The following is a 24,260-nucleotide window of genomic DNA, read 5'->3' as shown; positions in this document are numbered from 1 at the left end:
CACGTTCCATGAAAAACCCCGCCGAAGCGGGGTTTTTTTGCGATTGGCCCAGTGCGCTCAGTGGATCACCATGTGGGTGAAGGGCGGCACGTAGGCCTGGAGGGTGACCAGGATGCCGACCAGGCAGGCCAGGGCTATGGAGTGGAAGAACACGTAGCGCAGGATGTCGCCCTCGTGGTGGAACCAGCGGGTCGCCGTGGAGGCCACCACGATCGACTGGGCGTCGATCATCTTGCCCATCACGCCCCCCGAGCTGTTGGCCGCGCCCATCAGGTTGGGCGAGACGCCGATCTGGTCCGCCGCCACCTTCTGCATGCCGCCGAACAGCACGTTGGAGGCCGTGTCCGAGCCGGTCAGCGCCACCCCCAGCCAGCCCATCAGGGTACCGAAGAAGGGATAGAGCACGCCGGTCTGGGCGAAGGCCAGGCCCAGGGTAGTGTCCAGCCCCGAGTAGCGGGTCAGGGTGCCCAGGGCCAGCATCAGCACGATGGTCAGCAGGGAGAACTTGACCAGCCACAGGGTCCGTCCGTAGCTGGCGATCAACTGGAACGGGTTGTACTTCATCACCAGCCCGCCGACCAGGGCCGCGACGAAGATGCCGGTGCCGGTGGCCGAGAGCAGGTTGAAGATGTAGACGGCCCCTTCCTTGGTCGGCTTGGTCACCACCGGCGGCATCTTCTCGATCAGCTGGTGCAGCCCGTCGATGGGGAACTTGGGCGCGTACAGGCCGTTGAGGAAGTCCTTCACCGGCGGCAGGCCCCAGATGAAGACGAACACGGTGAGGATCACCCAGGGGGTCCAGGCGCGCACCACGTCGGCGGTGGGATGCTTGACCGGCTTGCTGGCTTCCTGGCCCGGGTCGCTGTCCTCGTGGCCCCGGAGCGAGGTCTTGGTCCAGATTTGCTTGGGCTGCCAGACCTTGAGGAAGAGCACCAGGCAGGTCATCGACACCAGGGCGGCGATCACGTCCACCAGCTCGGGGCCGAAGAAGTTGGACACCAGGTACTGGGGAATGGCGAAGCTCACCCCGGTGACCAGGATCGCCGGCCAGATGCCCATCATGCCGCGCCGCCCGGCGAAGGCCCAGATCAGCCAGAACGGCACCATCAGCGAGAAGAACGGCAACTGGCGGCCGACCATGGCCGAGATGGCCATCACGTCGTAGTTGTGCACCTTGGCCAGGGTGATGATCGGCGTACCCAGGGCGCCGTAGGCCACCGGTGCGGTGTTGGCGATCAGGGACAGGCCCGAGGCGGCCAGGGGCGAGAAGCCCAGGCCGATGAGGATCGCCGCGGTCACCGCCACCGGGGTGCCGAAGCCGGCCGCGCCCTCGAAGAAGGCGCCGAAGGCGAAGGCGATCAGCAGCAGTTGCAGGCGCCGGTCCTCGGTGATGCCGGCGATGGAGTCCTGGAGGATCTTGAACGAGCCGTTCTGCTCGGTCAGCTGGTGCAGGAAGATGATGTTGAGCACGATCCAGCCGATCGGCAGCAAACCGGTCAGACCGCCGAGCAGGGCCGCCTTGCCGGCCATCTCGGAGGGCATGCCGAAGGCGACGATGGCGATGACGATGGCGCTGACCAGGCCGGCGCCGGCGGCCACGTGGGCCTTCAGATGCAGGAAGCCGAGGCCGACCAGCATCACCACCACCGGAATGGCAGCCAGGGCCGTCGAGACGACCATGCTGCCGAAGGGATCGTAGATTTGTTGCCAGACCATGGGTACTCCTCTCCTTTGATGTCTTCCCCGGTGTTCTGATGGCGGCCCGTGGCTCGGGGATCGCGTCAATCGGCGGGTCGCAGGTGAGGGCGGATGCGGCTGCCCGTGGCCGGGCAACTTGTAAGACAACTTGCGCCGGCTGTGACGAGTATAGCGATTTGCGTAACCAAGTGTACTAATCGTAATTTTGTCGCCGTGGCGGGGCGGAACGGCCCGTAGAAACGCCGAGGCCCGTCTTCCGTCATGGACGGAAGGCGGGCCTCGGCGCGGGTGCTGGCGGAGAGGGGCGGCGCTTAGGGTTTGGCGGCCGGAATCGGGCTGGCGATGATGGCGTCGGCCAACTGGCCCAGGGTGGCGGCCAGGGCGGCCACGGCGCCGCTGCGCTCGGACCCGGCGGCGGGGGTGATGTAGCGGCCCCGCTGCCAGGGCGCGTTGCCGAGCTGCCAGCGGGCTTCGAGCACGGCGCTGCCGTCCGGGGCGTTGTCGAAGCGCAGCACCTCGACGCGCAGGGGCAGGGCGTCGGCTGTGACGATGCCGTTGCCCAGGCCGCTACGGTAGACCCGGCGGTCGCCCAGGCGCTCGATCAGGGCCTGGCCCAGAGCGCGGGTGACGCCGTCGTCCAGGGGTTCGGCCCAGCGGGTGGTGTCCAGGTAGCGGATCTCGCTGTCGTCCTGGCGGATCGCCATGGCCGGCCGGGACAGGTAGTCCGGCAGGCGCACCGGCAGCAGGCGCAGGGCCGGGTAGCTGGCCGGGACGGTGGGCGCGGTGGCCGTGGCCGTGGGCGGGGCGGGCAGGACGTAGAAGCGCGAGGGCGGCGTGGCGCCGCAGCCGGCCTGGAGCAGGACGGCCAGGCCGAGGGCGGGGATGGTGAGCGCGGTGCGGGCGCTGAACGGGGCGCGGCGGCGGGTCATTGGGTCTCTCCGGTGGTGGCCTTGCCCCGGAGCAGGGCTTCCGGGTGGCGGTCCAGGGTGTCGGCCAGGTTCTGCACGTTGCGGGCCATGGCGCGCATGTCGCGCAGGGTGCGCTGCAACTGGTCCAGGGTGGCCGAATCGTCGCCGGTCAGGGCATTCACGTTGTGGGCGGCGGTGCTCAGGTCCTTGAGGGTGCCGCGCAGTTGGCGCACCGTTTCCGAATCCGGGCTGGTCAGAGCGTTCACGTTGTCCAGGGCGGCGGCGGCCTTGTCGGCGGCCTTTTCCAGGGAGGCCAGGGTGGCGTCGCTGCGCTTGAGCAGCGCTGGGGTGCCGCTGCGCAGCTGGTCGCTGAGGTTTTCCAGGTTGGTCGAGGTGCGCGCCAGGCTTTCGATGGTGTGGCGCAGGTCCGGGGAGTTGAGCAGCTGGCTCAGGGATTTCATGCCCTGGGTGAATTCGCCGATCACCTGGTCCAGGGGCTGGCGGCTCAGTTCGTTGGAGATGGCCTGGAGGGGCGAGGGGGCGGTCGGAATCTCCTGCATCTCCGGGTGCAGGCCCAGAACCCGGCCTTCCTTGCTCGGGTTGAAGTCGAGCTGGACCATCAGCTGGCCGGTGAGCAGGCTCTGCAAGTCGAGCTGGGCGCGCAGGCCCCGGGAGACGAGCCGGTCGAAGTCGGCGTCGATGGCGTCGTGCTCGCTCTTGTAGAAGGGGTTGATGGTCTGGTCGGCGGTGAATTCGGCGATCACCGGGATCACCAGGGAATGGGAGGCCGGGTCGGTCTCGATGCCGATCTTCTGCACCGTGCCCACCCGCACGCCGCGGAACACCACCGGGGCGCCCACTTGCAGGCCGTAGACCGAGCCGTCGAAGTACATGATGGCCTTGCGTGTCTTCTTGAAGGCGTTGCCGCTGCCGAGAACGAGGATGGCGGCCACCAGCAGGGCCAGGGCGCCGGTGACGAAGATGCCGATCAGGGTGGGGTTGGCGCGTTTGCTCATGGGGCTTCCCGGTTCATGAAGGCGCGGACCGCGGGATTGTCGGAATGGGCGAGGTCGCGGGGACTGCCCTGGGCGATCAAGGTCCGGGTCTGGTTGTCGAGGAAGAGGGCGTCGTCGGCGATGGCGAAGACGCTGGGCAGTTCGTGGGTGACGATCACCACCGTGGTGCCCAGGCTGTCGCGCAGCTCCAGGATCAGGTCGTCGAGACGGCGCGAACTGATCGGGTCGAGGCCGGCGGAGGGCTCGTCGATGAAGAGGATTTCCGGGTCCAGGGCCATGGCCCGGGCCAGGGCGGCACGCTTGACCATGCCGCCGGAGATTTCCGAGGGATAGTAGTCCTCGAAGCCTTCCAGCCCGGTCAGGGCCAGCTTGAAGCGGGCTACCGCCCGGGCGTCGGCCGGAGACAGGTCGGTGTACTCGCCCAGGGGCAGCAGCACGTTCTCGATCAGGGTCAGGGAGCTCCACAGGGCGCCCAGCTGGAACATCACCCCGAAGCGGCGCAGCAGGGCTTCCCGCTCCCGGTCCGGCGTCGCCCACAGGTCCTGGCCTTGCAGCAGCACCCGGCCCTTGGCCGGCGCTTCCAGGCCGATCAGGTGGCGCATCAGGGTGCTCTTGCCGCAGCCGCTGCCGCCCATGATGGCGCAGATGCTGCCGGCGGCGATGGTGAAGTTGAGGTCGCGCTGGATCACCCGTTCACCGTAGGCCATGGTCAGGTCGCGCACCTCGATCGGCGGCGGGGCGGCGGGAGCGATGTCCGGGGTCGGCACAACCACGTCAGATCCCCAGTTTCTGGAAGACGATGGTGGTCAGGGAGGCGGCCACCACGATGAACAGGATGCTGGTGACCACTGCCGAGGTGGTGGCCTCGCCCACCGCCTGGGCGCTGCGCCCGCATTGCAGGCCGCGCACGCAGCCGGCCAGGGCCACCAGGGAGCCGTACAGGGTGCCTTTGAAGAGGCCCACGGCCATGTGGGTCAGGGTCAAGGCGGCGAGGGTCTGGTGGTAGTACTCGAAAGCGCCGATGTCGAAGATGGTGAGGGCCACCAGGGCGCCGCCCAGCACCCCCACCAGCCCGGCGTAGAGGGTGAGCAGGGGCATCATCACGACCAGGGCGAGGAGCCGGGGCAGCACCAGGAACTCCACCGGCGGGATGCCCCAGGTGCGGAAGGCGTCGATCTCCTGGTTGACCTGCATGGTGCCGAGCTGGGCGGCGAAGGCCGCGCCGCTGCGCCCGGCCACCACGATGCCGGTCATCAGGGCGGCGATCTCGCGCACCATGCCAATGCCCACCAGGTCGGCGATGTAGATCTGGGCGCCGAACATGGCCAGCTGCTGGGCGCCCATGTAGGCCAGGATCAGGCCCACCAGCAGGCTGATCAGTGTGACGATGGGAAAGGCCTGGGGCCCCACTTCCTGGACCACCCACCAGAAGTCGCTGCGGCGCATGCGCGCCCGGCCGCCCAGGAAGGCGCCCAGGGCCAGGATGATTTCGCCCAGGTAGCGCAGGAACTCGCGGCCGTCGGCGAGCCGGTCCAGGGTGGATTGGCCGATGCGGCGGAAGAAGTTGTCCGGCGGCGGCGTGCGCTTGTCCGGCGGGACGCTGGCGCCGGCCAGGGCCACCAGGCGGGCGGCGCCCGAGGGTAGGGCGGCCAGGTCGAGGACGATGCCCGGGGCCAGGGCGTCGGCCAGTTCGCGCAGCAAGGCGGGCAGGGTGCCGTCCCAGGGGCCCAGGGCGCTGCCGTCCACCGCCAGGGTGCCGCCGCCGGGCAGGGCGCTCCGGGCGGCCTGAATGATGGCGGCCGGGGCGGGCCGGGCCTGGTCGCGGCGCCAGGCGCCGCCAAGGGCCAGCCGGGCGCCGCCGGGGCTGGCGTCGATGGCGAAACGGGGCGGTGGCAAAAGCGGATCGGTCACGTTGCGGCGCAGCAGGAAAACCAAGCAGCGATTATGGGCGATGCCGGCGTAATGACAAGTCCGGGCGTAAAAAAACCGGCGGCCCCTTGCGGAGCCGCCGGTCGTGCGGAGAGCGGGCGCGCCGGTTTAGCGGCGGCCGGCGTCCACCACCGCCAGGGCGGTCATGTTCACCAGGCGCCGCACGGTGGCGGTGGAGGTGAGCACGTGCACCGGGCGGGCGGCACCGAGCAGGATGGGGCCGATGGTCACGCCTTCACCGCCGGTCATCTTGAGCAGGTTGTAGGAGATGTTGGCGGCGTCCAGGTTGGGCATCACCAGCACGTTAGCCTCGCCCTTGAGGGGGGATTCCGGATCGGACTGGTGGCGGATTTCCTCGGACAGGGCGGAGTCGCCGTGCATTTCACCGTCGACTTCCAGCTCCGGGGCCTTGGCCCGCACCAGCTCCAGGGCGGCGGCCATCTTGCGCGCCGAGGCGGACTGGGAGGAGCCGTAGTTGGAGTGGGAGAGCAGGGCGACCTTGGGCGTCAGGCCAAAGCTCTTCACTGCCTCGGCGGCCATCAGGGCGATGTCGGCGATCTGGGCGGCGTCCGGGGTCTCGTTGACGTGGGTGTCGCACAGGAACAGGGAGCGGCCCGGCAGCAGCAGGTGGTTCATGGCGGCCAGGGTGTCGTGGCCCGGGGCCTTGCCGATCACCTCGTCCACCTGACGCAGATGGTGGGCGAAGCGGCCGGACACGCCGCAGATCAGGCCGTCGGCGTAGCCGAGCTTGACCAGCATGGCGCCGATGATGGTGTTGTCGGCGCGCAGCCGCATCTTGGCGATGTCGATGGTCACGCCGTGACGCTTCATCATCTGATGGTAGGCGCTCCAGCATTCCTTGTAGCGGTCGTCGTAGTTCGGGTTGACCACTTCGAAGTGCTCGCCGGCCTTGAGCTTGGAACCGATCTTTTGCAGGCGGGCCTCGATCACCTCGGGGCGGCCCACCAGGATCGGCTTGGCCAGGCGCTCTTCGAGCACCACCTGGACGGCGCGCAGCACGCGTTCATCCTCGCCCTCGGCGTAGACGATGCGCTGCACCGGGCCCTGCTTGGCGGCCAGGAACACGGCGCGCATGCCCACGCCGGTGTGGGTGTTGAATTCCTTGAGCTTGTCCCGGTAGGCGGCCATGTCGGGGATGGGCCGGGTGGCGACGCCGGAATCCACGGCGGCCTGGGCCACGGCAGGGGCGATGATCGAGATCAGGCGCGGGTCGAAGGGTTTAGGAATCAGGTATTCCGGGCCGAAGGCGAGCTGCTGGCCGGGGTAGGCCAGGGCCACTTCGTCGCTGATCTCTTCCTGGGCCAGGGCGGCGATGGCCTTGACGCAGGCCAGCTTCATCTCTTCGGTGATGCGCTTGGCGCCCACGTCCAGGGCACCGCGGAAGATGAAGGGGAAGCACAGGACGTTGTTGACCTGGTTGGCGTAGTCGGAGCGGCCGGTGGCGATGATCGCGTCCGGGCGCACTTCCTTGGCCAGCTCCGGCATGATTTCCGGGGTCGGGTTGGCCAGGGCGAAGACCAGCGGGTCCTTGGCCATCTGCTTGACCATCTCGGGCTTGAGCACGCCGGCGGCGGACAGGCCGAGGAAGATGTCGGCGCCGACGATGGCGTCGCCCAGGGTGCGGGCGGCGGTTTCCTGGGCGTAGCGGGCCTTGGTCGCCTCCATGTTGGCGTCGCGGCCGACATAGATGACGCCCTTGGAGTCGCAGACGGTGACGTTCTCGCGCTTGATGCCCAGTTCGCACCACAGGTTGAGGCAGGAGATGGCGGCGGCGCCGGCGCCGGAGCAGACCACCTTGACGCTGCCCACGTCCTTGCCGATGACCTTGAGGCCGTTGAGCATGGCCGCGGCGGAGATGATGGCGGTGCCGTGCTGGTCGTCGTGGAAGACGGGGATGGACATGCGCTCCTTGAGCTTCTCTTCGATGTAGAAGCACTCGGGGGCCTTGATGTCCTCCAGGTTGATGCCGCCCAGGGTCGGTTCCAGGGCAGCGATCATGTCGATCAGCTTGTCCGGGTCGTTCTCGGAGATTTCGATGTCGAAGACGTCGATGCCGGCGAATTTCTTGAACAGGCAGCCCTTGCCTTCCATCACCGGCTTGGCGGCCAGGGGGCCGATATTGCCCAGGCCGAGCACGGCGGTGCCGTTGGTGACCACGCCCACCAGGTTGCCGCGGGAGGTCATTTCATCGACGGCGCCCGGATTGGCGACGATTTCTTCGCAGGCGTAGGCCACGCCGGGCGAGTAGGCCAGGGCCAGGTCGCGCTGGTTGGTCAGGCCCTTGGTCGGGCGCACCGCGATCTTGCCCGGGGTCGGCAGGCGGTGGTATTCGAGGGCGGCCTCGCGCAGGTCACGCTCCATCGGTCCCTTCTTTTCCATGGTGTCTCCTCGTTGGGGAGCCTCCGGGCCCGGGCCGGGAGGGGGCGGCGGGCGGCTGCGGAGGCAAGAAGAAAAAGGGCTCGATTATCCTCCTCCCCCTTGCGGCTGCAAAGTCCGGCCCCGCGCCCCGCTTTCCGGCCGGCCGGCAGCCAGTCGCCGAAGGGCTGCCGGCCCGGTGTGGCGGGCAATTCGGCATATTTTGATTATCGTCATGCTGCGGCTACACTTCGCCGTTCAAAATTTGCCCGTCGCCCCGGCCGTTGCGGGGATCGACGCCACCGCGGAGCGCCGCTTTGCCGCCCGGCCCGCCCTCCGCTCTGCCACTCTCCCTGCCCTTGCCGCAGTCTGCCCTGCCCCTCCGCCCATGCTCGAAGTGACCAACCTGGAATGCGCCCGCGGCGACCGCCGCCTGTTCGCCGGGGTCGGCTTTCGGCTCGACGCGGGGGAATTGCTCCATGTTTCCGGCCACAACGGCGCGGGCAAGACCACTCTGCTGCGCACCCTGGTGGGCCTGACCCAGCCGGTGGACGGCGAGATCCGCTGGCAGGGTGCCCCGGTGGCCAAGCTGGGCGAGGACTACCGGGGTCAGCTCGCTTACCTGGGCCACGGCAACGGCATCAAGGAAGAACTGACTCCCCTGGAGAACCTGGCCGTCTCGGCCCGCGTCGCCGGCCTGGCCGCCGACGAGGAACGGGATTTCCAGGCCCTGGGCGAGGTGGGCCTGGCGAGCCGCGCCGACCTGCCCTGCCGAGTGCTGTCCCAGGGGCAGAAGCGCCGCGTCGCCCTGGCCCGGCTGATCCGCGACCGGCGCCCCCTGTGGGTACTCGACGAACCCTTCGTCGCTCTGGATGTGGCGGCGGTGGCCTGGCTGGCCGAACGGATCGGCGCCCACGTGGCCGGCGGCGGCCTGGCGGTGCTGACCACGCACCAGCCGGTCACCGTGCCCGGCCCTACCGTGCGCGGCCTGTGGCTGGGGGAGCGCGGCGATGCTTGAGGTAATACTGGCCGTCGTCCGCCGCGACCTGAAACTGGCCTGGCGCCGCCAGGCCGACATCGGCGCCGCCCTGTTCTTCTTCGTCATCGTCGCCAGCCTGTTCCCCCTGGGGGTCGGGCCGGAACCGGACCTGCTGCGCAAGCTGTCCCCCGGCGTGCTGTGGGTCGGCGCTCTCTTGTCCACCCTGCTCACCCTGCCGCGCCTGTTTGCCGACGATTTCCGCGACGGCAGCCTGGAGCAACTGATGCTCGCTCCCCAGCCCCTCGGCCTGGTGGTGCTCGGCAAGGTGATCGCCCACTGGCTGGTGGCCGGCCTACCCCTGGCCCTGGTGGCTCCGGTGCTCGGCCTGCAATTCGACCTGCCCGGCGACGCCCTGGCGGTGCTGACCCTGTCGATCGCCCTGGGCACCCCGGCCCTGTCCGGCATCGGCGCCATCGGCGCCGCCCTGACCCTGGGGCTGCGCGGCGGCGCGGTGCTGCTGTCTCTGCTGATCCTGCCTCTTTATGTGCCGGTGCTGATCTTTGGCGCCGGGGCGGTGGACGCCACCCTGACCGGCCTGGGGCCCCAGGCCCACCTGTCGCTGCTGGCGGCGCTCACCGTGGCCGGCCTGTGTTTCGCCCCCTTCGCCGCTGCGGCGGGGCTGCGGATCGCGGTAGACTGATATGCTTCGCCATGAATAAGTCAGTGGTTACTCACTTTTCTTGCAACGCCAATCATGCAACGGGCTGCCCATGAGCAACCTTAACCTCTTCCACTACGCCGCTCCGGCCACCTTCTACCCCCTGGCCGGCCGCCTGCGTCCCCTGTTCGTCGCCCTGGCGATCCTGTTCGGCGCCGCCGGGCTGTGGCTCGGCCTGTTCGTCGCCCCCACCGACTTCCAGCAGGGCGAGGGCTATCGCATCATCTTCGTGCACGTGCCGGCCTCGTGGATGAGCATGTTCATCTACTGCGCGATGGCCTTCTGGGGCGCCATGAACCTGGTCTTCAACACCCGCCTGTCGGGCATGATGGCCCAGGCCCTGGCCCCCACCGGCGCCCTGTTCGCCTTCCTGTCGCTGTGGACCGGTGCCCTGTGGGGCAAGCCGATGTGGGGCACCTGGTGGGTGTGGGATGCGCGCCTCACCTCGGAACTGGTCCTGTTCTTCCTCTACGTCGGCTACATGGCCCTGGTGGCCTCCATCGACGACCCGCGCCGCGCCGACAAGGCCGGGGCGGTGCTGCTGCTGGTGGGAGTGGTGAACATCCCGATCATCTATTTCTCGGTGCAGTGGTGGAGCACCCTGCACCAGGGAGCCTCGATCTCCATGACCAAGGCGCCGTCGATGGCCCACACCATGCTGTGGGGCATGCTGCTGATGGCCCTGTCGTTCTGGATGTACACCATCGCCGTGGCCTTCGCCCGGGTGCGCGCCATCATTCTCGACCGGGAACGCCATACCGACTGGGTGCGCGCCCTGGTCCGCCAGGCCTGAGCAGGAGGAACTCACGCATGCACTGGAACAGCGCCAGCGAATTTTTTGCCATGGGCGGCTACGCCCTCTACGTCTGGGGCTCCCTCGGGGTGACCGCCCTGGCCCTGGTGGTGGAGCCGATCCTGGTGGCCCGCCGCCGTCTCAACGTGGTCAACCGGCTCAAGCGCGAACTGCGCGCCGAGGAGCTGGAGACCACCGCCGCAAGGAAGTCCGCATGAAGTCCCGTCACAAACGTCTCGCCCTGATCGTTGGCGGCCTGGCCGCCCTCGGCGTCGCCGCCACCCTGGTGCTCAACGCCTTCAACAGCAACCTGGTGTTCTTCTTCTCGCCCACCGACGTGGCTGCCGGCAAGGCCCCCCAGGGCAAGACCTTCCGCATCGGCGGCATGGTCGAGAAGGGCTCGGTGCAGCGCGAGGCCGACGGCGTCACCGTGCGCTTCGTCGTCACCGACACTGAGAAGACCCTGCCGGTGGCCTACAAGGGCATCCTTCCCGACCTGTTCCAGGAGGGCAAGGGCGTGGTCGCCCAGGGCAAGCTCGAAGGCGAGCGCTTCGTCGCCTCCGAAGTCTTGGCCAAGCACGACGAGAACTACATGCCGCCGGAGGCCGCCAAGGCCGTCTCCGACGCCCACGCCCGGGCCGCCGCCAACAAGGCCGAGGGCGACGGGGCGGCGCCGTTACCGACTGGTACGCCCGCCGCTGCCACGGCCAAGTAAGCTCCCGTTGTTTTGCCTGCGGGGCGCCTGCCGCTCCGCCGCCTCCGCCCTGATGCCGCCGGTTCCTCCGGCGGCGGTATTTCCGGACAGCGCCTCATGATCCCCGAAATCGGCCATCTCGCCCTCATCCTCGCCGCCCTGGTGGCGCTCGTCCAAGGGGTGCTGCCCCTGATCGGCGCCCAGCGCGGCAGCCCCGCCTGGATCGCCCTGGCCCGGCCTGCGGCCCAGACCCACGCCCTGCTGTTGATCGTCTCGTTCGGCTGCCTCACCGCCGCCTTCCTGCAGAACGATTTCTCGGTGCTCTACGTGGCCCAGCACGGCAACTCGCTGCTGCCGGTGCAGTACAAGGTCGCCGCGGTGTGGGGCGGCCACGAAGGCTCCCTGTTGCTGTGGGTACTGCTGCTCTCCCTGTGGGCCCTGGCGGTGTCGGTGTTCTCGCGCCAGCTGCCGGACGCCATGGTGGCCCGGGTGCTGGCGGTGCTCGGCCTGGTGTCCCTGGGCCTGCTGCTGTTCATCCTGTTCACCTCCAACCCCTTCGAGCGCCTGCTGCCCGGCGCCGAGGAAGGCCGCGACCTGAACCCGCTGTTGCAGGACCCGGGCCTGGTCTTCCACCCGCCCATGCTGTACATGGGCTACGTCGGCTTCTCGGTGGCCTTCGCCTTCGCCATCGCCGCCCTCATCTCCGGCAAGCTCGACGCCGCCTGGGCCCGCTGGTCGCGCCCCTGGACCGCCGCCGCCTGGATCTTCCTCACCCTGGGCATCGCATTGGGCTCCTGGTGGGCCTACTACGAACTGGGCTGGGGCGGCTGGTGGTTCTGGGACCCGGTGGAAAACGCTTCCTTCATGCCCTGGCTGGTGGGCACCGCCCTGATCCACTCCCTGGCGGTGACCGAGAAGCGCGGCAGCTTCAAGAACTGGACGGTGATCCTGGCCATCGCCGCCTTCTCCCTGTCCCTGCTCGGCACCTTCCTGGTCCGCTCCGGGGTGCTGACCTCGGTGCACGCCTTCGCCACCGACCCCAAGCGCGGCATCTTCATCCTCTTCCTGCTCGTCCTGGTGGTCGGTACCTCCCTGGCCCTGTTCGCCTGGCGTGCCCCCAAGGTTGGCCTGGGCGGCCGCTTCGCCCTGGTGTCCCGGGAATCCCTGCTGCTCACCAACAACGTGCTGCTGGCGGTGGCCTGCGCCACCGTGCTGCTCGGCACCCTCTACCCCCTGGCCATCGACGCCCTGGGCGCCGGCAAGCTGTCGGTGGGCCCCCCCTACTTCAACGCCGTGTTCGTGCCCCTGATGGTGCCGGTGGTGTTCCTCATGGGCGTCGGCCCCTTCGCCCGCTGGAAGCAGGCCAGCCTCAAGGAACTGGCCCGTCTGCTGCGCTGGGCCTTCGCTGCCGCCGTAGTGGCCGGGGTGGCCCTGCCCTTCATCTACGGCAAGTTCACCCCGCTGATCGGCCTGGGTCTGCTGCTGGCCGTGTGGGTGCTGATCACCGCGGTCATGAACATCGTCGAACGGGTGCAGGCCACCCGGGGCGGCGATTCCTTCGCCGCTACCCTGCGCCGTCAGCCCCGCTCGTTCATGGGCATGCACCTGGCCCACCTGGGGGTGGCGGCGTTCATCGTCGGCGTGACCATGGTCAAGGGCTTCGAGACCGAACGCGACGTGAAGATGGAGCCGGGCGACACGGTGTCCGTGGGCGGCTACGACTTCCGCTTCATCGGTGTGCGCGAGGAAAAGGGCCCCAACTACGTGGCCTTGGCCGGCGACGTGGAACTGTCCCGCGACGGCAAGGTGCTGCGCCACCTCAACCCGCAGAAGCGCAACTACTTCTCCTCGGCCATGCCCATGACCGAGGCCGCCATCGATACCGGCTTCACCCGGGACGTGTACGTCTCCCTGGGCGAACCCATCGACAAGAACCAGCCCGAGGGCGCCTGGGCGGTGCGGGTGTACCACAAGCCCTTCGTGGACTGGATCTGGTGGGGCTGCCTGATGATGGCCGCCGGCGGCCTGCTCGCCGCCTCCGACCGGCGCTACCGGGTGCGCGCCAAGCGCGGCGCCGAGGCCGAGGCGGCCCTGGCGCCCCAGGCCTGATCCGTCCTTTTCCCGTCACGAACCTTCGCCACGACTCTTTTCAACGCCATGAACAAATTCCTCTGGCCCCTCGTCGGCTTCCTCGCCCTGGTCGGCTTCCTCGCCGCCGGGCTGGTCATCAAGGGCAACCGGGGCGAGGGCGGCGGGCAGGAAATCCTGCCTTCCCAGTTCCTCGACAAACCCGCCCCGGCCTTCGTCCTGCCGCTGCTGCACGAATCGGGCAAGACCTTCACCCCGGCCGACATGAAGGGCAAGGTCTGGCTGCTCAACTTCTGGGGCAGCTGGTGCCCGGCCTGCAAGGACGAGCACCCGGTGCTGGTGGAGTTCGCCAAGCAGGGCGTGGTGCCCATCGTCGGCGTCGATTTCACCCTGGAGAAGGGCGCCGAGGACACCGAGCGGGAACGGGCCAAAATCTGGCTGGAAAAGCTCGGCAACCCCTACGCCGTGACCGTCTTCGACGGCCGCGGCAAGTCGTCCATCGACTACGGCGTCTATGGCGCCCCGGAAACCTTCCTGATCGACAAGAACGGGGTGATCCGCCTCAAGCACGTCGGCCCGGTGTCCCCCGAGGTGATCGCCACCAAGTTGATGCCGGCCATCCGGGAGCTGTCCAAGTGAGCCCGCGCAACCTGAACTTGGGTCTGAGGCCGAGTCCCGCCGCCCTGCTGCGCGCCGCCTGCCTGGCCGCCGCCCTGGTCCTGCCCTTCGCCGTCCAGGCCAAGGAGGCCGCGCCCCTGGCCGACGACCCGGTGGTCGAGCAGCGCATGATCGCCATCTCCGAGGACCTGCGCTGCCTGGTCTGCCAGAACGAATCTCTGGCCGGTTCCCACGCCGAGCTGGCCGAGGCCCTGCGCGACGAAATCCGCGAGCAGATCCGCGCCGGCAAGTCGGACAAGGAGATTTCCGACTACCTGGTGGACCGCTACGGCGACTTCGTCCTCTACCGGCCGCCCCTCAAGGCCGCCACCGTGCTGCTCTGGTTCGGCCCCCTGGCGTTGGTGCTGGTCGGCCTGGGCGCCCTGGTGCGCATCCTGCGCCGCCGGGGCCGCGAGGTGCCGCCCGCCGACCTGTCCGCCGCCGAAGCCAGCCAGGCCGACGCCCTGCTCGCCAGCCTGGATCGCCCGGTCCCGCCCGAATCCTCCAATAAGCCTGCCCCATGACCGCTTTCGCCATCGTCGCGGCGCTGCTCATCGCCGCCGTCTGCGCCCGCCTCCTGCCGCCCCTGCTCAAGCCCGCCGCCGACGCCGGGGCCGACCGCCGCGCCGCCAATCTGGCCATCTTCCGCGACCAGCTGGCCGAACTGAGCCGGGACCGGGACGCCGGCCTGCTCGCCCCGGCCGATTTCGCCAGCGCCGAGGCTGAACTGAAGAAGCGCCTTCTCGACGACGTGGCCGAGGGCGAGGCCGCACCGGCCAAGCCCACTCCGGGCGCCAAGCGCACCGCCATCGCCCTGCTGGTGCTGGTGCCCCTGCTGGGCGGCCTGGGCTACGCCCTGCTCGGCACGCCCCGGGCCCTGGACCCGGCGGCCCGGGAGCAGCGCCCCCAGGTTACCGCCGCCCAGATCGAGGGCATGGTCAAGACCCTGTCGGAAAAGCTCAAGGCCAACCCGGACAACCCCGAGGGTTGGGTGATGCTGGCCCGCTCCTACAAGGTGCTGGGCCGCTACGACGACGCCGCCGGCGCCTTCGCCGAGGCGGTCAAGCGGGTCGGCGAGAACGCGGACCTGCTGGCCGACTGGGCCGAGGCCAAGGCCTACGCCCAGCAGGGCTTCGCCGGCGAGCCGGCCAAGCTGCTGGAGCGGGCCCTCAAGGCCGATCCCCAGTCGCCCAAGGTGCTGCTCCTGGCCGGCGCCGCTGCCGCCTCCCAGGGTCAGTTCGCCCGCGCCGCCGATCTGTGGAGCAAAGCCCTGCCCGCTGCCGAGCCGGGCTCGGAGGAAGAGGCCACCATCAAGTCCGCCATCGAGAAGGCCCGGGCCCAGGCGGCGGCCGCCGGGAAAACCCCGGCCAAGCCCTGACCCGATACTGACTTCACGTTTTCCCGTCTTTTCCCGACCGGCGCCCAGGCGCCGGTCTTTTTTTGCCCTCGGAGCGTTATTGGGAAAATTCTAAACAGGGTGGAGATTGGCTTGTGTACTCGATCTCCGGGCGTTATGCGGTTTTTGCTCGGAATCAAATTTCCCGACTGGGAATGTGGTTATAGTGACGGCCAGGAGAAGTGTTCTCCTGAGGAAACCGACCATGACCCAGCTCGCACGCCGCCATCTGCTGTTCGGCCGCTTCCGCCAAGCGGGGCAGGGTGCCGTGTTGCCGTTCCGCCCCCCCTGGAGCCTGGCCTGGACGGATGAGGCGGCCTTCGCCGCCGCCTGCAGCCGTTGCGACGCCTGCATCGCCGCCTGTCCCGCCGGAGTGCTGAAGCGCGGCGACGGAGGTTTTCCCGAACTGACCTTCGCCGCCGCCGGCTGCACCCTGTGCCGCGAGTGCGTAAGCGCCTGCCGCGACGGGGCGTTCGCTGCCGATGCGGTCGAACCCTGGAATCTGGCGGTGGCCTTTACCGAAGCCTGCCTGCCCGGCCGGGGCGTCGAATGCCGCAGCTGCGGCGAGCACTGCGAGGCCGGGGCGATCCGGTTCCGTCCCCGTTTGGGCGGCGCCCCTTTGCCGGCCCTTGATGCCGATGCCTGCACCGGCTGCGGCGCCTGCGTGCCGGTTTGCCCGGCCGGCGCCATCGAACCCCGGCGCCGCGCCGCCGGCTCCTCCCCCCTTCCCGCGGCGGAGCGCGCCTCCGCCCCTCTCTTTCCGACGGAGGCTCCATGAACCTAGCCAGCCTGGTCGTCCGCGCCCAGCCCGCCAAGATGGCGGTCCTGCGCGACGCCCTCCTCGCCATCCCCGGCGCCGAGATCCATGCCGAGACCGAGGACGGCCGCATGATCGTCACCGTCGAAGAGACGCCGGAGCAGACCGTTTCGACGGCCCTGACCCGGGTCCAGCAGCTCGAGCCGGTGATCTGCGTCACTCTGGCCTACGAGCACTCCGAACGCTCCGAACGCTCCGAACGCACAGCAACCGAGGAGGCGCCCGTCGTGGCCTCCGCCCCCGCCGACGCCGGCGGCGCATCCCCCGAATCCGTCCGCAAATTCCAGGAGGCCTGACCATGAGCATCAATCGCCGCGATTTCCTGAAAACCCAGGCCGTGGCCGCCGCTGCCGCCAGCGCCGGCATTGCCATGCCCGCCCTGGCCGCCAAGAAGGCGCCCGCCGACGGCGCTGCTGCCGCCACATCCACCGACGTGCGCTGGGACAAGGCCGCCTGCCGCTTCTGCGGCACCGGCTGCTCGGTGCTGGTGGGCACCCAGAACGGCCGCGTGGTGGCCACCCAGGGGGACCCGGACGCGCCGGTGAACCGGGGCCTGAACTGCATCAAGGGCTACTTTCTGTCCAAGATCATGTACGGCGAGGACCGCCTGACCAAGCCCCTGCTGCGCAAGAAGAACGGCAAGTACGACAAGAACGGCGAGTTCACCCCGGTGTCCTGGGACGAGGCCTTCGACGTGATGGCCGCCAAATGGAAGGAAGCCCTGAAGACCAAGGGCCCCACCTCCATCGCCATGTTCGGCTCCGGCCAGTGGACCATCTGGGAAGGCTACGCCGCCGCCAAGCTGTACAAGGCCGGCTTCCGCTCCAACAACCTGGACCCCAACGCCCGCCACTGCATGGCCTCCGCCGTGACCGGCTTCATGCGCACCTTCGGTATGGACGAGCCGATGGGCTGCTACGACGACATCGAGGCCACCGAGACCTTCGTGCTGTGGGGCTCGAACATGGCCGAGATGCACCCGATCCTGTGGTCGCGCATCACCGACCGGCGCCTGTCCAACCCCAACGTCAAGGTGGCCGTGCTGTCCACCTTCGAGCACCGCTCCTTCGAGCTGGCCGACATCCCCATGGTCTTCAATCCGCAGACCGACCTGGCCATCCTCAACTACATCTGTAACCACATCATCCAGTCGGGCAAGGTGAACCAGGAGTTCGTCAAGGCCCACGTCAACTTCAAGAAGGGCGAGACCGACATCGGTTTCGGCCTGCGCCCCAACCACCCGCTCGAAGCCAAGGCCACCAGCAACGGCTATCCCGGCGCCGACGGCAAGCCCAAGGGCGACACCGGCAAGTCCGAGCCGATCAGCTTCGACGAGTTCAAGAAGTTCGTCTCCGAATACACCCTGGAAAAGACCGCCAAGCTTTCCGGCGTGCCCGCTGAGCGCCTCAAGGCCCTGGCCGAGCTGTACGCCGACCCCAAGCGCAAGGTGGTGTCGTTCTGGACCATGGGCTTCAACCAGCACACCCGCGGCACCTGGGTGAACAACATGATCTACAACGTCCACCTGCTGGTGGGCAAGATCAGCGAGCCGGGCAACAGCCCCTTCTCCCTCACCGGCCAGCCCTCGGCCTGCGGCACCGCCCGCGAGGTGGGCACCTTCGCCCACCGCCTGCCGGCGGACATGGTGGTGACCAACCCGGAGCACCGCAAGCACGCCGAAGAGATCTGGCAGCTGCCCGAAGGCACCATCCCGGACAAGATCGGCCTGCACGCCGTGGCCATGGCCCGGGCGCTCAAGGACGGCAAGATCGCCTGCTACTGGCAGCAGTGCAACAACAACATGCAGGCCGGCCCGAACATCAACCAGGAGCTGTACCCGGGGTGGCGCAACCCGGCGGCCTTCATCGTCGTCTCCGACCCGTACCCCACCGTCTCGGCCATGGCCGCCGACCTGATCCTGCCCACCGCCATGTGGGTGGAGAAGGAAGGCGCCTTCGGCAACGCCGAGCGGCGCACCCAGTTCTGGCGCCAGCAGGTCAAGGCGCCGGGCGAGGCCCGTTCCGACCTGTGGCAGCTGATGGAGTTCTCCAAGCGCTTCAAGATGGAAGAGGTGTGGCCCGCCGAACTGCTGGCCAAGAAGCCCGAATACAAGGGCAAGACCCTGTTCGACGTGCTGTACAAGAACGGCGCGGTGAACAAGTTCCCGACCGCGGACATCATTAAGGTCAACGGCCACGCCATCAAGGACTACACCACCAACGACGAGTCCCAGGCTTTCGGCTTCTACGTGCAGAAGGGCCTGTTCGAGGAATACGCCCGCTTCGGCCGCGGCCACGGCCACGACCTGGCCGATTTCGACCTGTACCACAAGGCCCGCGGCCTGCGCTGGCCGGTGGTGGAGGGCCAGGAGACCAAGTGGCGTTACCGGGAAGGTTACGACCCCTACGTGAAGAAGGGCGAGGGCGTGAAGTTCTACGGCCACAAGGACGGCAAGGCGGTGGTTTTTGCCCTGCCGTACCAGGAGCCGCCCGAAATGCCCGACCAGGAATACGACCTGTGGCTGTGCACCGGCCGCGTGCTGGAGCACTGGCACACCGGCACCATGACCCGGCGCGTGCCCGAGCTGCACCGCTCGGTGCCCGAAGCCCAGATCTTCATGCACCCGGACGACGCCAAGAAGCGCGGCTTGCAGCGCGGCATGGTGGTCAAGATCTCCTCGCGGCGCGGCGAGATCCAGGCGCGCATCGAGACCCGGGGCCGCAACAAGCCGCCGGTGGGCCTGGTGTTCGTGCCGTTCTTCGACGAATCCAAGCTGATCAACAAGCTCACCCTGGACGCCACCTGCCCGATCTCGAAAGAGACCGACTTCAAGAAGTGCGCCGTCAAGGTGACCCGCGCCTAAGCGCTGCCTCACGAGCGTCCTAGCCCCGTACCGTCATGGCCGACCGCCCCGACATCCCCGCCACTCCGGACCTGCCCCGCGCCCCGCGCCGGGCGGACGGGACCGCCGCCCCGGCTGGGGCGGGCGGCCCCGCGTCCGGGGCGCGCCGCCGCTTCATCAACGGCGTGGCGGGGGCGGCGGGGGGCGCCTGCCTGATGGTCCTGGGCGTGGGCCTCTACTCGCGCCAGGCCCGGGCCCTGCCGGCCCAGGCCCTGCGCCCGCCGGGAGCCCTGGCCGAGGCCGATTTCCTGGCCGCCTGCGTGCGCTGCGGCCTGTGCGTGCGCGACTGCCCCTACGACACCCTCAAGCTTGCCCCCCTGGGCGACGCCAACGGAGTCGGGGCGTCGGGCACCCCCTATTTCACCGCCCGCCAGGTGCCCTGCGAAATGTGCGAGGACATCCCCTGCGTCAAGGCCTGCCCCACCGGGGCCCTGGACCACGGGCTGACCGACATCAACCAGGCACGCATGGGGCTGGCGGCCCTGGTGGACCACGAGAGCTGCCTCAACTTCCTCGGGCTGCGCTGCGACGTGTGCTACCGGGTTTGCCCGGTGATCGACCAGGCCATCACCCTGGAGAAGATGCACAACCCCCGCTCCGACCGCCACGCCATGCTCCTGCCCACGGTGCATTCGGACCACTGCACCGGTTGCGGCAAGTGCGAGAAGTCCTGCGTGCTGCCGGAAGCGGCGATCAAGGTGATGCCGGTGGCCCTGGCCAAGGGCAAGCTGCCGTCCCACTACCGCAAGGGCTGGGAAGAGAAGGAAAAGGCCGGCGGCTCCCTGATCGGCGACCAGGTGCAACTGCCGGCCCGGGGCGTCGATGCCCCTCTGGCCGGCGACCTGCCCGCCGCGCCGTCCCATCCCGTCGTACCGTCCGCCCCCCCGGGGCTGGGCGGGGAGCGCTGACATGGCCGCCACGATGCCTCCAGGCACTCCTTCCGCCGCGCCCGCCCGGATGGCCCGGCCCGGCCTGGAATCGGTGCGGGTGCGCGGCTGGCTGGCCGCCCACAAGTGGCTGCTGCTGCGCCGCATCGTGCAGCTTTCCATCCTGGCCCTGTTCCTGGCCGGGCCCTGGTTCGGCGTCTGGCTGGTGAAGGGCAACCTCACCTCTAGCCTGACCCTGGGGGTGCTGCCCCTCACCGACCCCTACGCCCTGCTGCAATCCCTGGCGGCGGGCCACTGGCCCTACAAGACCGCCCTGATCGGCGCCGCCATCGTGCTCGCCTTCTACCTGCTGGTGGGCGGCCGGGTGTTCTGCGGCTGGGTCTGCCCGGTGAACCTGGTGACCGACGCCGCCGCCTGGTCACGCCGCCGCCTCGGCCTCAAGACCGGCAAGACCCCGGCGGAAGCCACCCGGCGCTGGCTGCTCGGCGCCACCCTGGTGGCCTCGGCCCTGTCCGGCGGCATCGCCTGGGAATGGGTCAATCCGGTGTCCTTCTTCCACCGCAGCCTGTTCTTTGGCTGGGGCCTGGGCTGGCTGGCCCTGGCCGCCGTGTTCGCCTACGACCTGACCGCCTCCCGCGGCTGGTGCGGCCACCTGTGCCCGATGGGGGCCTTCTACTCCCTGCTCGGCAAGACCGCCCTGGTGCGGGTCGCCGCCCCGGCGCGCAGCCGCTGCAACGACTGCATGGACTGCTTTGCCGTCTGTCCCGAACCCCAGGTGATCCGTCCCGCCCTCAAGGGCAGCGGCTCCCCGGTCATCCTGGCTTCCGATTGCACCACCTGCGGCCGCTGCGTCGATGTCTGCGCCCAGGACGTCTTCCGTCTTTCACATAGATTCGATCAAAGGAGCATGTCATGAAACTCTCTCTGCCCCTGCTGACCGCGGTGCTGGCCTCCCTGCTGGCGGCGGTTTCCCTGTCCGCCAGTGCCGCCGATCCCAAGCCGGTGGTGGAATCCCTGCGCCACGCCGACATCAAGGCCGAGGTGAACGAGGGCGACATCTACAAGTACGAGAAGGACCGGGAGCCGATCCCCCGCGAGTACGTGCAGCAGCCGCCCCTGATCCCGCACACCATCGCCAACTACAACATCACCAAGGAATTCAACAAGTGCATGGACTGCCACTCCTGGACGCGTTACAAGGAGACCGGCGCGACCAAGGTGTCCCTGACCCACTTCAAGGACCGGGACGGCAAGGAGCTTTCCAACATCAGCCCACGCCGCTACTTCTGCACCCAGTGCCATGTGCCCCAGACCAATGCCAAGCCGCTGGTGGGCAACACCTTCAAGCGCGCCCAGGGACTCAACTAAAAGGAGCTGGCCATGACCTCGGCTGACAACAAAGATAAGCAAAGCCTCTACAAGCGCCTGCTGGCGCGCGTGATGGCGATCGGGCCGCTGACCGTGGTGGGCCTGTTCGTCGCCGGCATCCTCTTCTGGGGCGGCTTCAACACCGCCATGGAATGGACCAACCGGGAGCAGTTCTGCATCTCCTGCCACGAGATGAAGGACAACGTGTACCAGGAGTACCGCAACACCATCCACTACTCCAACCGTTCCGGCGTGCGCGCCACCTGCCCGGACTGCCACGTGCCCAAGGAGTGGGTGCCCAAGATCATCCGCAAGATCCAGGCATCCAACGAGGTGCTGCACAAGATTCTCGGCTCCATCGACACCCCGGAGAAGTTCAACGCCAAGCGCCTCGAACTGGCCGAGCACGAGTGGGCGCGGATGAAGCGCACGGATTCCCGCGAGTGCCGCAACTGCCACAACTTCGAGTACTTCGACTACGCGGAGCAGGGCCGCCGCTCGGCGCGCATGCACCAGGAAGGCCTCAACGGCGGCAAGACCTGCATCGACTGCCACAAGGGCATCGCCCACCATCTGCCTGCCGTGGAACAGAGCATCGGCGCGGAAAAGAACGGTGCCGCCCCGGAAATCTTCCACCCGCCGGTGGAAAAGCCCGAAGGCGCAGCCGCCCAGGCCCCGGCCAAGTCCGAGGAAGGCGAAAAGCAGGAGAAGTAAGCAGTTCAGGCGGCCATTGCTGCATCGCCGCCGCCTCGCCGTCGAAACACCGCCCCGCATGCCGGGGCGGTTTTTTTTGCGCCGGGACAGGGATGTCCCATGGCGCGGGGGCGCTGGAGAGCCGTTCGGCGCAGCGGGGCCGGGCCGCCCGGTAGTGGGTTATGCGGCTGCGCCCGGCGGAAGGGCCAGGCCAAGCCCCAATAGGGACGGGCATTTCCGGCCGCCCTGTCCGCAACTCCGCACCCAGCCTCGCTCTGGGAAGGCGGTGCCCGGAAAAGCCCTACTGGCGCGGGGTTTGGCTGGAAGGGCTGGCCGCGCCCGAGGCGCCAGGCAGGTAGGTGAGCAGCACCCCCAGGCCGGCCTGGACCGTGGCGTAGATGCCGTAGAGCAGGGAGGCGGTCACCGCCAGCTCGGTGCTCGCGCCGAACAGGCCCAGGCACACTGCGGCGCCGGCTTCCCGGGTGCCCCAGCCGCCGAAGCTGACCGGCAGGGCGGCCATGATGAAGATCGGTGCCGCAGCCACGGCGTAGGTCCACACCGGCAGGTCCAGCCCGGTAGCGCGGCCGGCCAGGGCCAGGGCGCCGATGGAAAGCACCTGCACCAGGGCCGACATGCCCAGCTGCCAGACGAACTGGCGACCGGCTTCGGGCAGGCCGAGCAGGCGTTCCGCCTGGGCGCGCCAGCGCGCCGGCAGGCGCGGCAGCAAGCCGTGGCGGGCGCCCCAGAAGAACAGCAGGGGCAACAGGAACAGGCCCAGGGTGGCGGCCAGGGTCAGGCCGGCGGTGGCCAGCACCGGCAGGGCCGGGCCCTGCCAGAAGGGCGGCAGGCCCAGGGCGAGCAGCACGGCGCCAGCCACCGCGCCGGACATCAGGCACAGCACCCACAGGCCGGAAAAGCGGTCGAGCACCACCGACAGGCCCGATTCCAGCACCGGGTTGCCCCCGCGCACCAGCAGGCCGGCGCGCAGCATGTCGCCGGACAGGGTGGCGCCGGGCAGCAGGGTGTTGGCGGTCATGCCCTGGAAATAGACGCGCACCATGGCGATCAGCGGCGAGCGCAGCCCCAGCCAGCGCGACAGCTCGTGCCAGCGCCAGGCGGACACCACGTTGGAGGCGATCGACACCAGCAGGCCGAGGGCGACCCAGGCCAGGTCGAGACGGCGGAAGGTGGCGGCGACCCGGGCCGGGTCCACCACCCAGACCACGGCGGCGAGCAGCAGGGGCGCCGCCGCCAGCTTGACGGCGGTCTTGGCGGAAATCACGAAAGCGCTTCGCTCAGGGCGATCGGGCTGTTCAGAGTTCGCCTTCCGGCGCCTCGCGCAGCCGGTACTGGTCCCGGCCTTCCGGCTCGTGATAGACCCGGATCAGCACTTCGCCGAGGACGCCCAGGCCGATCAGGTTGACCCCCATCAGCGACAGCATCACCCCCACCATCAAGAGCGGCCGGCCGCCGATGTCGTGGCCGGTGAGCTTGACCCCGAGCAGCCAGGCCAGGGCCGCCAGGCCCGGCACCAACAGCCACAGGCCGACGCCGCCGAAGGCGTGCAGCGGGCGGTGCAGGTAGCGCATCATGAAGCGCATCAGCAAGAGGTCGAGGATCACCCGGAAGGTGCGGTCGATGCCGTACTTGGAGACGCCCCGGGTGCGGGCGTGGTGGCGCACCGGCACCTCGGTGATGCGGGCGCCGGCCTCGGCAGCGAGGATCGGGATGAAGCGGTGCAGTTCGCCGTAGAGGCGGATGCGGCGGATGATCTCGCCGCGGTACACCTTCAGGGCGCAGCCGTAGTCGTGCAGGGTCACGCCGGTGACCTTGGAGATCAGACGGTTGGCGATCATCGACGGCAGCTTGCGCGACACCGCCTTGTCCTGCCGGTCCTTGCGCCAGCCCGAGATCATGTCCACCGACGAATCGCTATCGAGGCGGTCGAGCAGGGCCGGGATATCCGCCGGATCGTTCTGCAAGTCGCCATCCAGGGTCGCCACGTACTTGCCGGTGACGGCGTCGAAGCCGGCTTGCAGGGCGGCGGTCTGGCCGTAGTTGCGCATCAGGTAGCGGGGCTTGAGCCAGGGCGTCTTGGCCGCCAGGTCGCGCAGCACCCAGGCCGAGCGGTCCCGGGAACCGTCGTCCACGCAGATCAGCTCGAAGCTGCGCCCGGTGGGCAGCAGGGCTTCGCCCACCTTGGCCACCAGGTCGGGCAGGTTTTCCTGCTCGTTGTAGATGGGGATGACGATGGAAACGTTGGGCCGGGCGTCGTGGGCCTTGTCGGCAGTGGGGGCCTGGGCGACGGAAGGTTGCAGGTCGGTGGCGGTATCGGTCATGA

The 24,260-nt window shown here is 68.9% G+C and carries 24 protein-coding genes; 16 read left to right on the top strand and 8 right to left on the bottom strand.

What is annotated here, in order from left to right:
* Positions 1 to 57: 57 nt before the first annotated feature.
* The 6 genes from V7Z98_RS13665 to V7Z98_RS13640 form a co-directional block, all read right to left on the bottom strand.
* Positions 58 to 1,716 carry an L-lactate permease gene (locus tag V7Z98_RS13665; RefSeq protein ID WP_293260460.1) on the bottom strand — a complete coding sequence of 553 codons (1,659 nt, stop codon included), beginning with the start codon at positions 1,714 to 1,716 and terminating at the stop codon, positions 58 to 60.
* Positions 1,717 to 2,009: 293 nt separating this feature from the next.
* Entirely contained in the window at positions 2,010 to 2,627 is a 618-nt protein-coding gene (locus V7Z98_RS13660) for a PqiC family protein (RefSeq protein ID WP_334158601.1), read from the bottom strand.
* Positions 2,624 to 3,622: an MlaD family protein gene (locus V7Z98_RS13655; RefSeq protein ID WP_334158598.1), complete on the bottom strand. Its 999-nt coding sequence runs from the start codon at positions 3,620 to 3,622 to the stop codon at positions 2,624 to 2,626. The genes V7Z98_RS13660 and V7Z98_RS13655 overlap by 4 nt, the downstream gene beginning before the upstream one ends.
* Complete coding sequence (locus V7Z98_RS13650) at positions 3,619 to 4,395, bottom strand: ABC transporter ATP-binding protein (RefSeq protein WP_334158597.1); 777 nt, start codon at positions 4,393 to 4,395, stop codon at positions 3,619 to 3,621. The genes V7Z98_RS13655 and V7Z98_RS13650 overlap by 4 nt, the downstream gene beginning before the upstream one ends.
* A gap of 1 nt (position 4,396) precedes the next feature.
* Positions 4,397 to 5,533 (bottom strand): MlaE family ABC transporter permease, encoded by a 1,137-nt coding sequence (locus V7Z98_RS13645; RefSeq protein WP_334158596.1) that lies wholly within the window; start codon positions 5,531 to 5,533, stop codon positions 4,397 to 4,399.
* A 126-nt stretch (positions 5,534 to 5,659) separates the two neighbouring features.
* On the bottom strand, positions 5,660 to 7,933 hold the full coding sequence (locus V7Z98_RS13640) for an NADP-dependent malic enzyme (RefSeq protein WP_334158732.1): 2,274 nt from the start codon (positions 7,931 to 7,933) through the stop codon (positions 5,660 to 5,662).
* 382 nt (positions 7,934 to 8,315) lie between these two features.
* On the opposite strand from V7Z98_RS13640, the gene ccmA reads away from it, so the two are divergent.
* The 16 genes from ccmA (at position 8,316) to V7Z98_RS13560 (ending at position 21,940) form a co-directional block, all read left to right on the top strand.
* Positions 8,316 to 8,945 carry a cytochrome c biogenesis heme-transporting ATPase CcmA gene (gene ccmA / locus V7Z98_RS13635; RefSeq protein WP_334158594.1) on the top strand — a complete coding sequence of 210 codons (630 nt, stop codon included), beginning with the start codon at positions 8,316 to 8,318 and terminating at the stop codon, positions 8,943 to 8,945.
* Positions 8,938 to 9,606 carry a heme exporter protein CcmB gene (ccmB, locus tag V7Z98_RS13630; protein WP_334158593.1) on the top strand — a complete coding sequence of 223 codons (669 nt, stop codon included), beginning with the start codon at positions 8,938 to 8,940 and terminating at the stop codon, positions 9,604 to 9,606. The genes ccmA and ccmB overlap by 8 nt, the downstream gene beginning before the upstream one ends.
* 70 nt (positions 9,607 to 9,676) lie before the next feature.
* Positions 9,677 to 10,417 (top strand): heme ABC transporter permease CcmC, encoded by a 741-nt coding sequence (gene ccmC, locus V7Z98_RS13625; protein ID WP_293260440.1) that lies wholly within the window; start codon positions 9,677 to 9,679, stop codon positions 10,415 to 10,417.
* Between the two features lie 17 nt (positions 10,418 to 10,434).
* Positions 10,435 to 10,635, top strand: coding sequence for a heme exporter protein CcmD (gene ccmD / locus V7Z98_RS13620; protein WP_293260437.1), 201 nt, complete (start codon positions 10,435 to 10,437; stop codon positions 10,633 to 10,635).
* Entirely contained in the window at positions 10,632 to 11,132 is a 501-nt protein-coding gene (gene ccmE, locus V7Z98_RS13615; RefSeq protein ID WP_334158592.1) for a cytochrome c maturation protein CcmE, read from the top strand. The genes ccmD and ccmE overlap by 4 nt, the downstream gene beginning before the upstream one ends.
* Positions 11,133 to 11,228: 96 nt before the next feature.
* The gene (locus tag V7Z98_RS13610; protein ID WP_293260431.1) at positions 11,229 to 13,220 is read left to right on the top strand and encodes a heme lyase CcmF/NrfE family subunit; all 1,992 of its coding nucleotides are present in this window, start codon (positions 11,229 to 11,231) and stop codon (positions 13,218 to 13,220) included.
* Positions 13,221 to 13,268: 48 nt separating this feature from the next.
* On the top strand, positions 13,269 to 13,838 hold the full coding sequence (locus V7Z98_RS13605; RefSeq protein WP_334158591.1) for a DsbE family thiol:disulfide interchange protein: 570 nt from the start codon (positions 13,269 to 13,271) through the stop codon (positions 13,836 to 13,838).
* Positions 13,835 to 14,380, top strand: a complete 546-nt coding sequence (locus tag V7Z98_RS13600) for a cytochrome c-type biogenesis protein (RefSeq protein ID WP_293260425.1) — start codon at positions 13,835 to 13,837, stop codon at positions 14,378 to 14,380. The genes V7Z98_RS13605 and V7Z98_RS13600 overlap by 4 nt, the downstream gene beginning before the upstream one ends.
* Positions 14,377 to 15,234 carry a c-type cytochrome biogenesis protein CcmI gene (gene ccmI / locus V7Z98_RS13595; protein ID WP_334158590.1) on the top strand — a complete coding sequence of 286 codons (858 nt, stop codon included), beginning with the start codon at positions 14,377 to 14,379 and terminating at the stop codon, positions 15,232 to 15,234. Before V7Z98_RS13600 ends, ccmI begins: the two co-directional genes overlap by 4 nt.
* A gap of 223 nt (positions 15,235 to 15,457) precedes the next feature.
* Complete coding sequence (gene napF, locus V7Z98_RS13590; protein ID WP_334158589.1) at positions 15,458 to 16,030, top strand: ferredoxin-type protein NapF; 573 nt, start codon at positions 15,458 to 15,460, stop codon at positions 16,028 to 16,030.
* The gene (locus V7Z98_RS13585; protein ID WP_334158588.1) at positions 16,027 to 16,365 is read left to right on the top strand and encodes a chaperone NapD; all 339 of its coding nucleotides are present in this window, start codon (positions 16,027 to 16,029) and stop codon (positions 16,363 to 16,365) included. Before napF ends, V7Z98_RS13585 begins: the two co-directional genes overlap by 4 nt.
* Positions 16,366 to 16,367: 2 nt before the next feature.
* Positions 16,368 to 18,932: a nitrate reductase catalytic subunit NapA gene (gene napA, locus V7Z98_RS13580; RefSeq protein WP_334158586.1), complete on the top strand. Its 2,565-nt coding sequence runs from the start codon at positions 16,368 to 16,370 to the stop codon at positions 18,930 to 18,932.
* 35 nt (positions 18,933 to 18,967) lie between these two features.
* Positions 18,968 to 19,879 (top strand): ferredoxin-type protein NapG, encoded by a 912-nt coding sequence (gene napG, locus V7Z98_RS13575; protein ID WP_334158585.1) that lies wholly within the window; start codon positions 18,968 to 18,970, stop codon positions 19,877 to 19,879.
* 1 nt (position 19,880) lies between these two features.
* Positions 19,881 to 20,774 (top strand): quinol dehydrogenase ferredoxin subunit NapH, encoded by an 894-nt coding sequence (gene napH, locus V7Z98_RS13570; protein ID WP_334158584.1) that lies wholly within the window; start codon positions 19,881 to 19,883, stop codon positions 20,772 to 20,774.
* Complete coding sequence (locus V7Z98_RS13565) at positions 20,771 to 21,226, top strand: nitrate reductase cytochrome c-type subunit (RefSeq protein ID WP_293260404.1); 456 nt, start codon at positions 20,771 to 20,773, stop codon at positions 21,224 to 21,226. Before napH ends, V7Z98_RS13565 begins: the two co-directional genes overlap by 4 nt.
* Before the next feature lie 12 nt (positions 21,227 to 21,238).
* Positions 21,239 to 21,940, top strand: a complete 702-nt coding sequence (locus V7Z98_RS13560; protein WP_442951846.1) for a NapC/NirT family cytochrome c — start codon at positions 21,239 to 21,241, stop codon at positions 21,938 to 21,940.
* 280 nt (positions 21,941 to 22,220) lie between these two features.
* Here V7Z98_RS13560 and V7Z98_RS13555 read toward each other — a convergent pair whose 3' ends face one another.
* Both V7Z98_RS13555 and V7Z98_RS13550 read right to left on the bottom strand, forming a co-directional pair.
* The gene (locus V7Z98_RS13555) at positions 22,221 to 23,201 is read right to left on the bottom strand and encodes a lysylphosphatidylglycerol synthase transmembrane domain-containing protein (RefSeq protein ID WP_293260401.1); all 981 of its coding nucleotides are present in this window, start codon (positions 23,199 to 23,201) and stop codon (positions 22,221 to 22,223) included.
* A gap of 31 nt (positions 23,202 to 23,232) precedes the next feature.
* Positions 23,233 to 24,258, bottom strand: a complete 1,026-nt coding sequence (locus V7Z98_RS13550; protein ID WP_334158581.1) for a glycosyltransferase family 2 protein — start codon at positions 24,256 to 24,258, stop codon at positions 23,233 to 23,235.
* Between the last annotated feature and the right edge of the window lie 2 nt (positions 24,259 to 24,260).

The organism is Oryzomicrobium sp., assembly GCF_036820405.1.
Lineage (GTDB): Bacteria > Pseudomonadota > Gammaproteobacteria > Burkholderiales > Rhodocyclaceae > Oryzomicrobium.
This window is presented reverse-complemented; position numbering and strand designations above follow the sequence as displayed.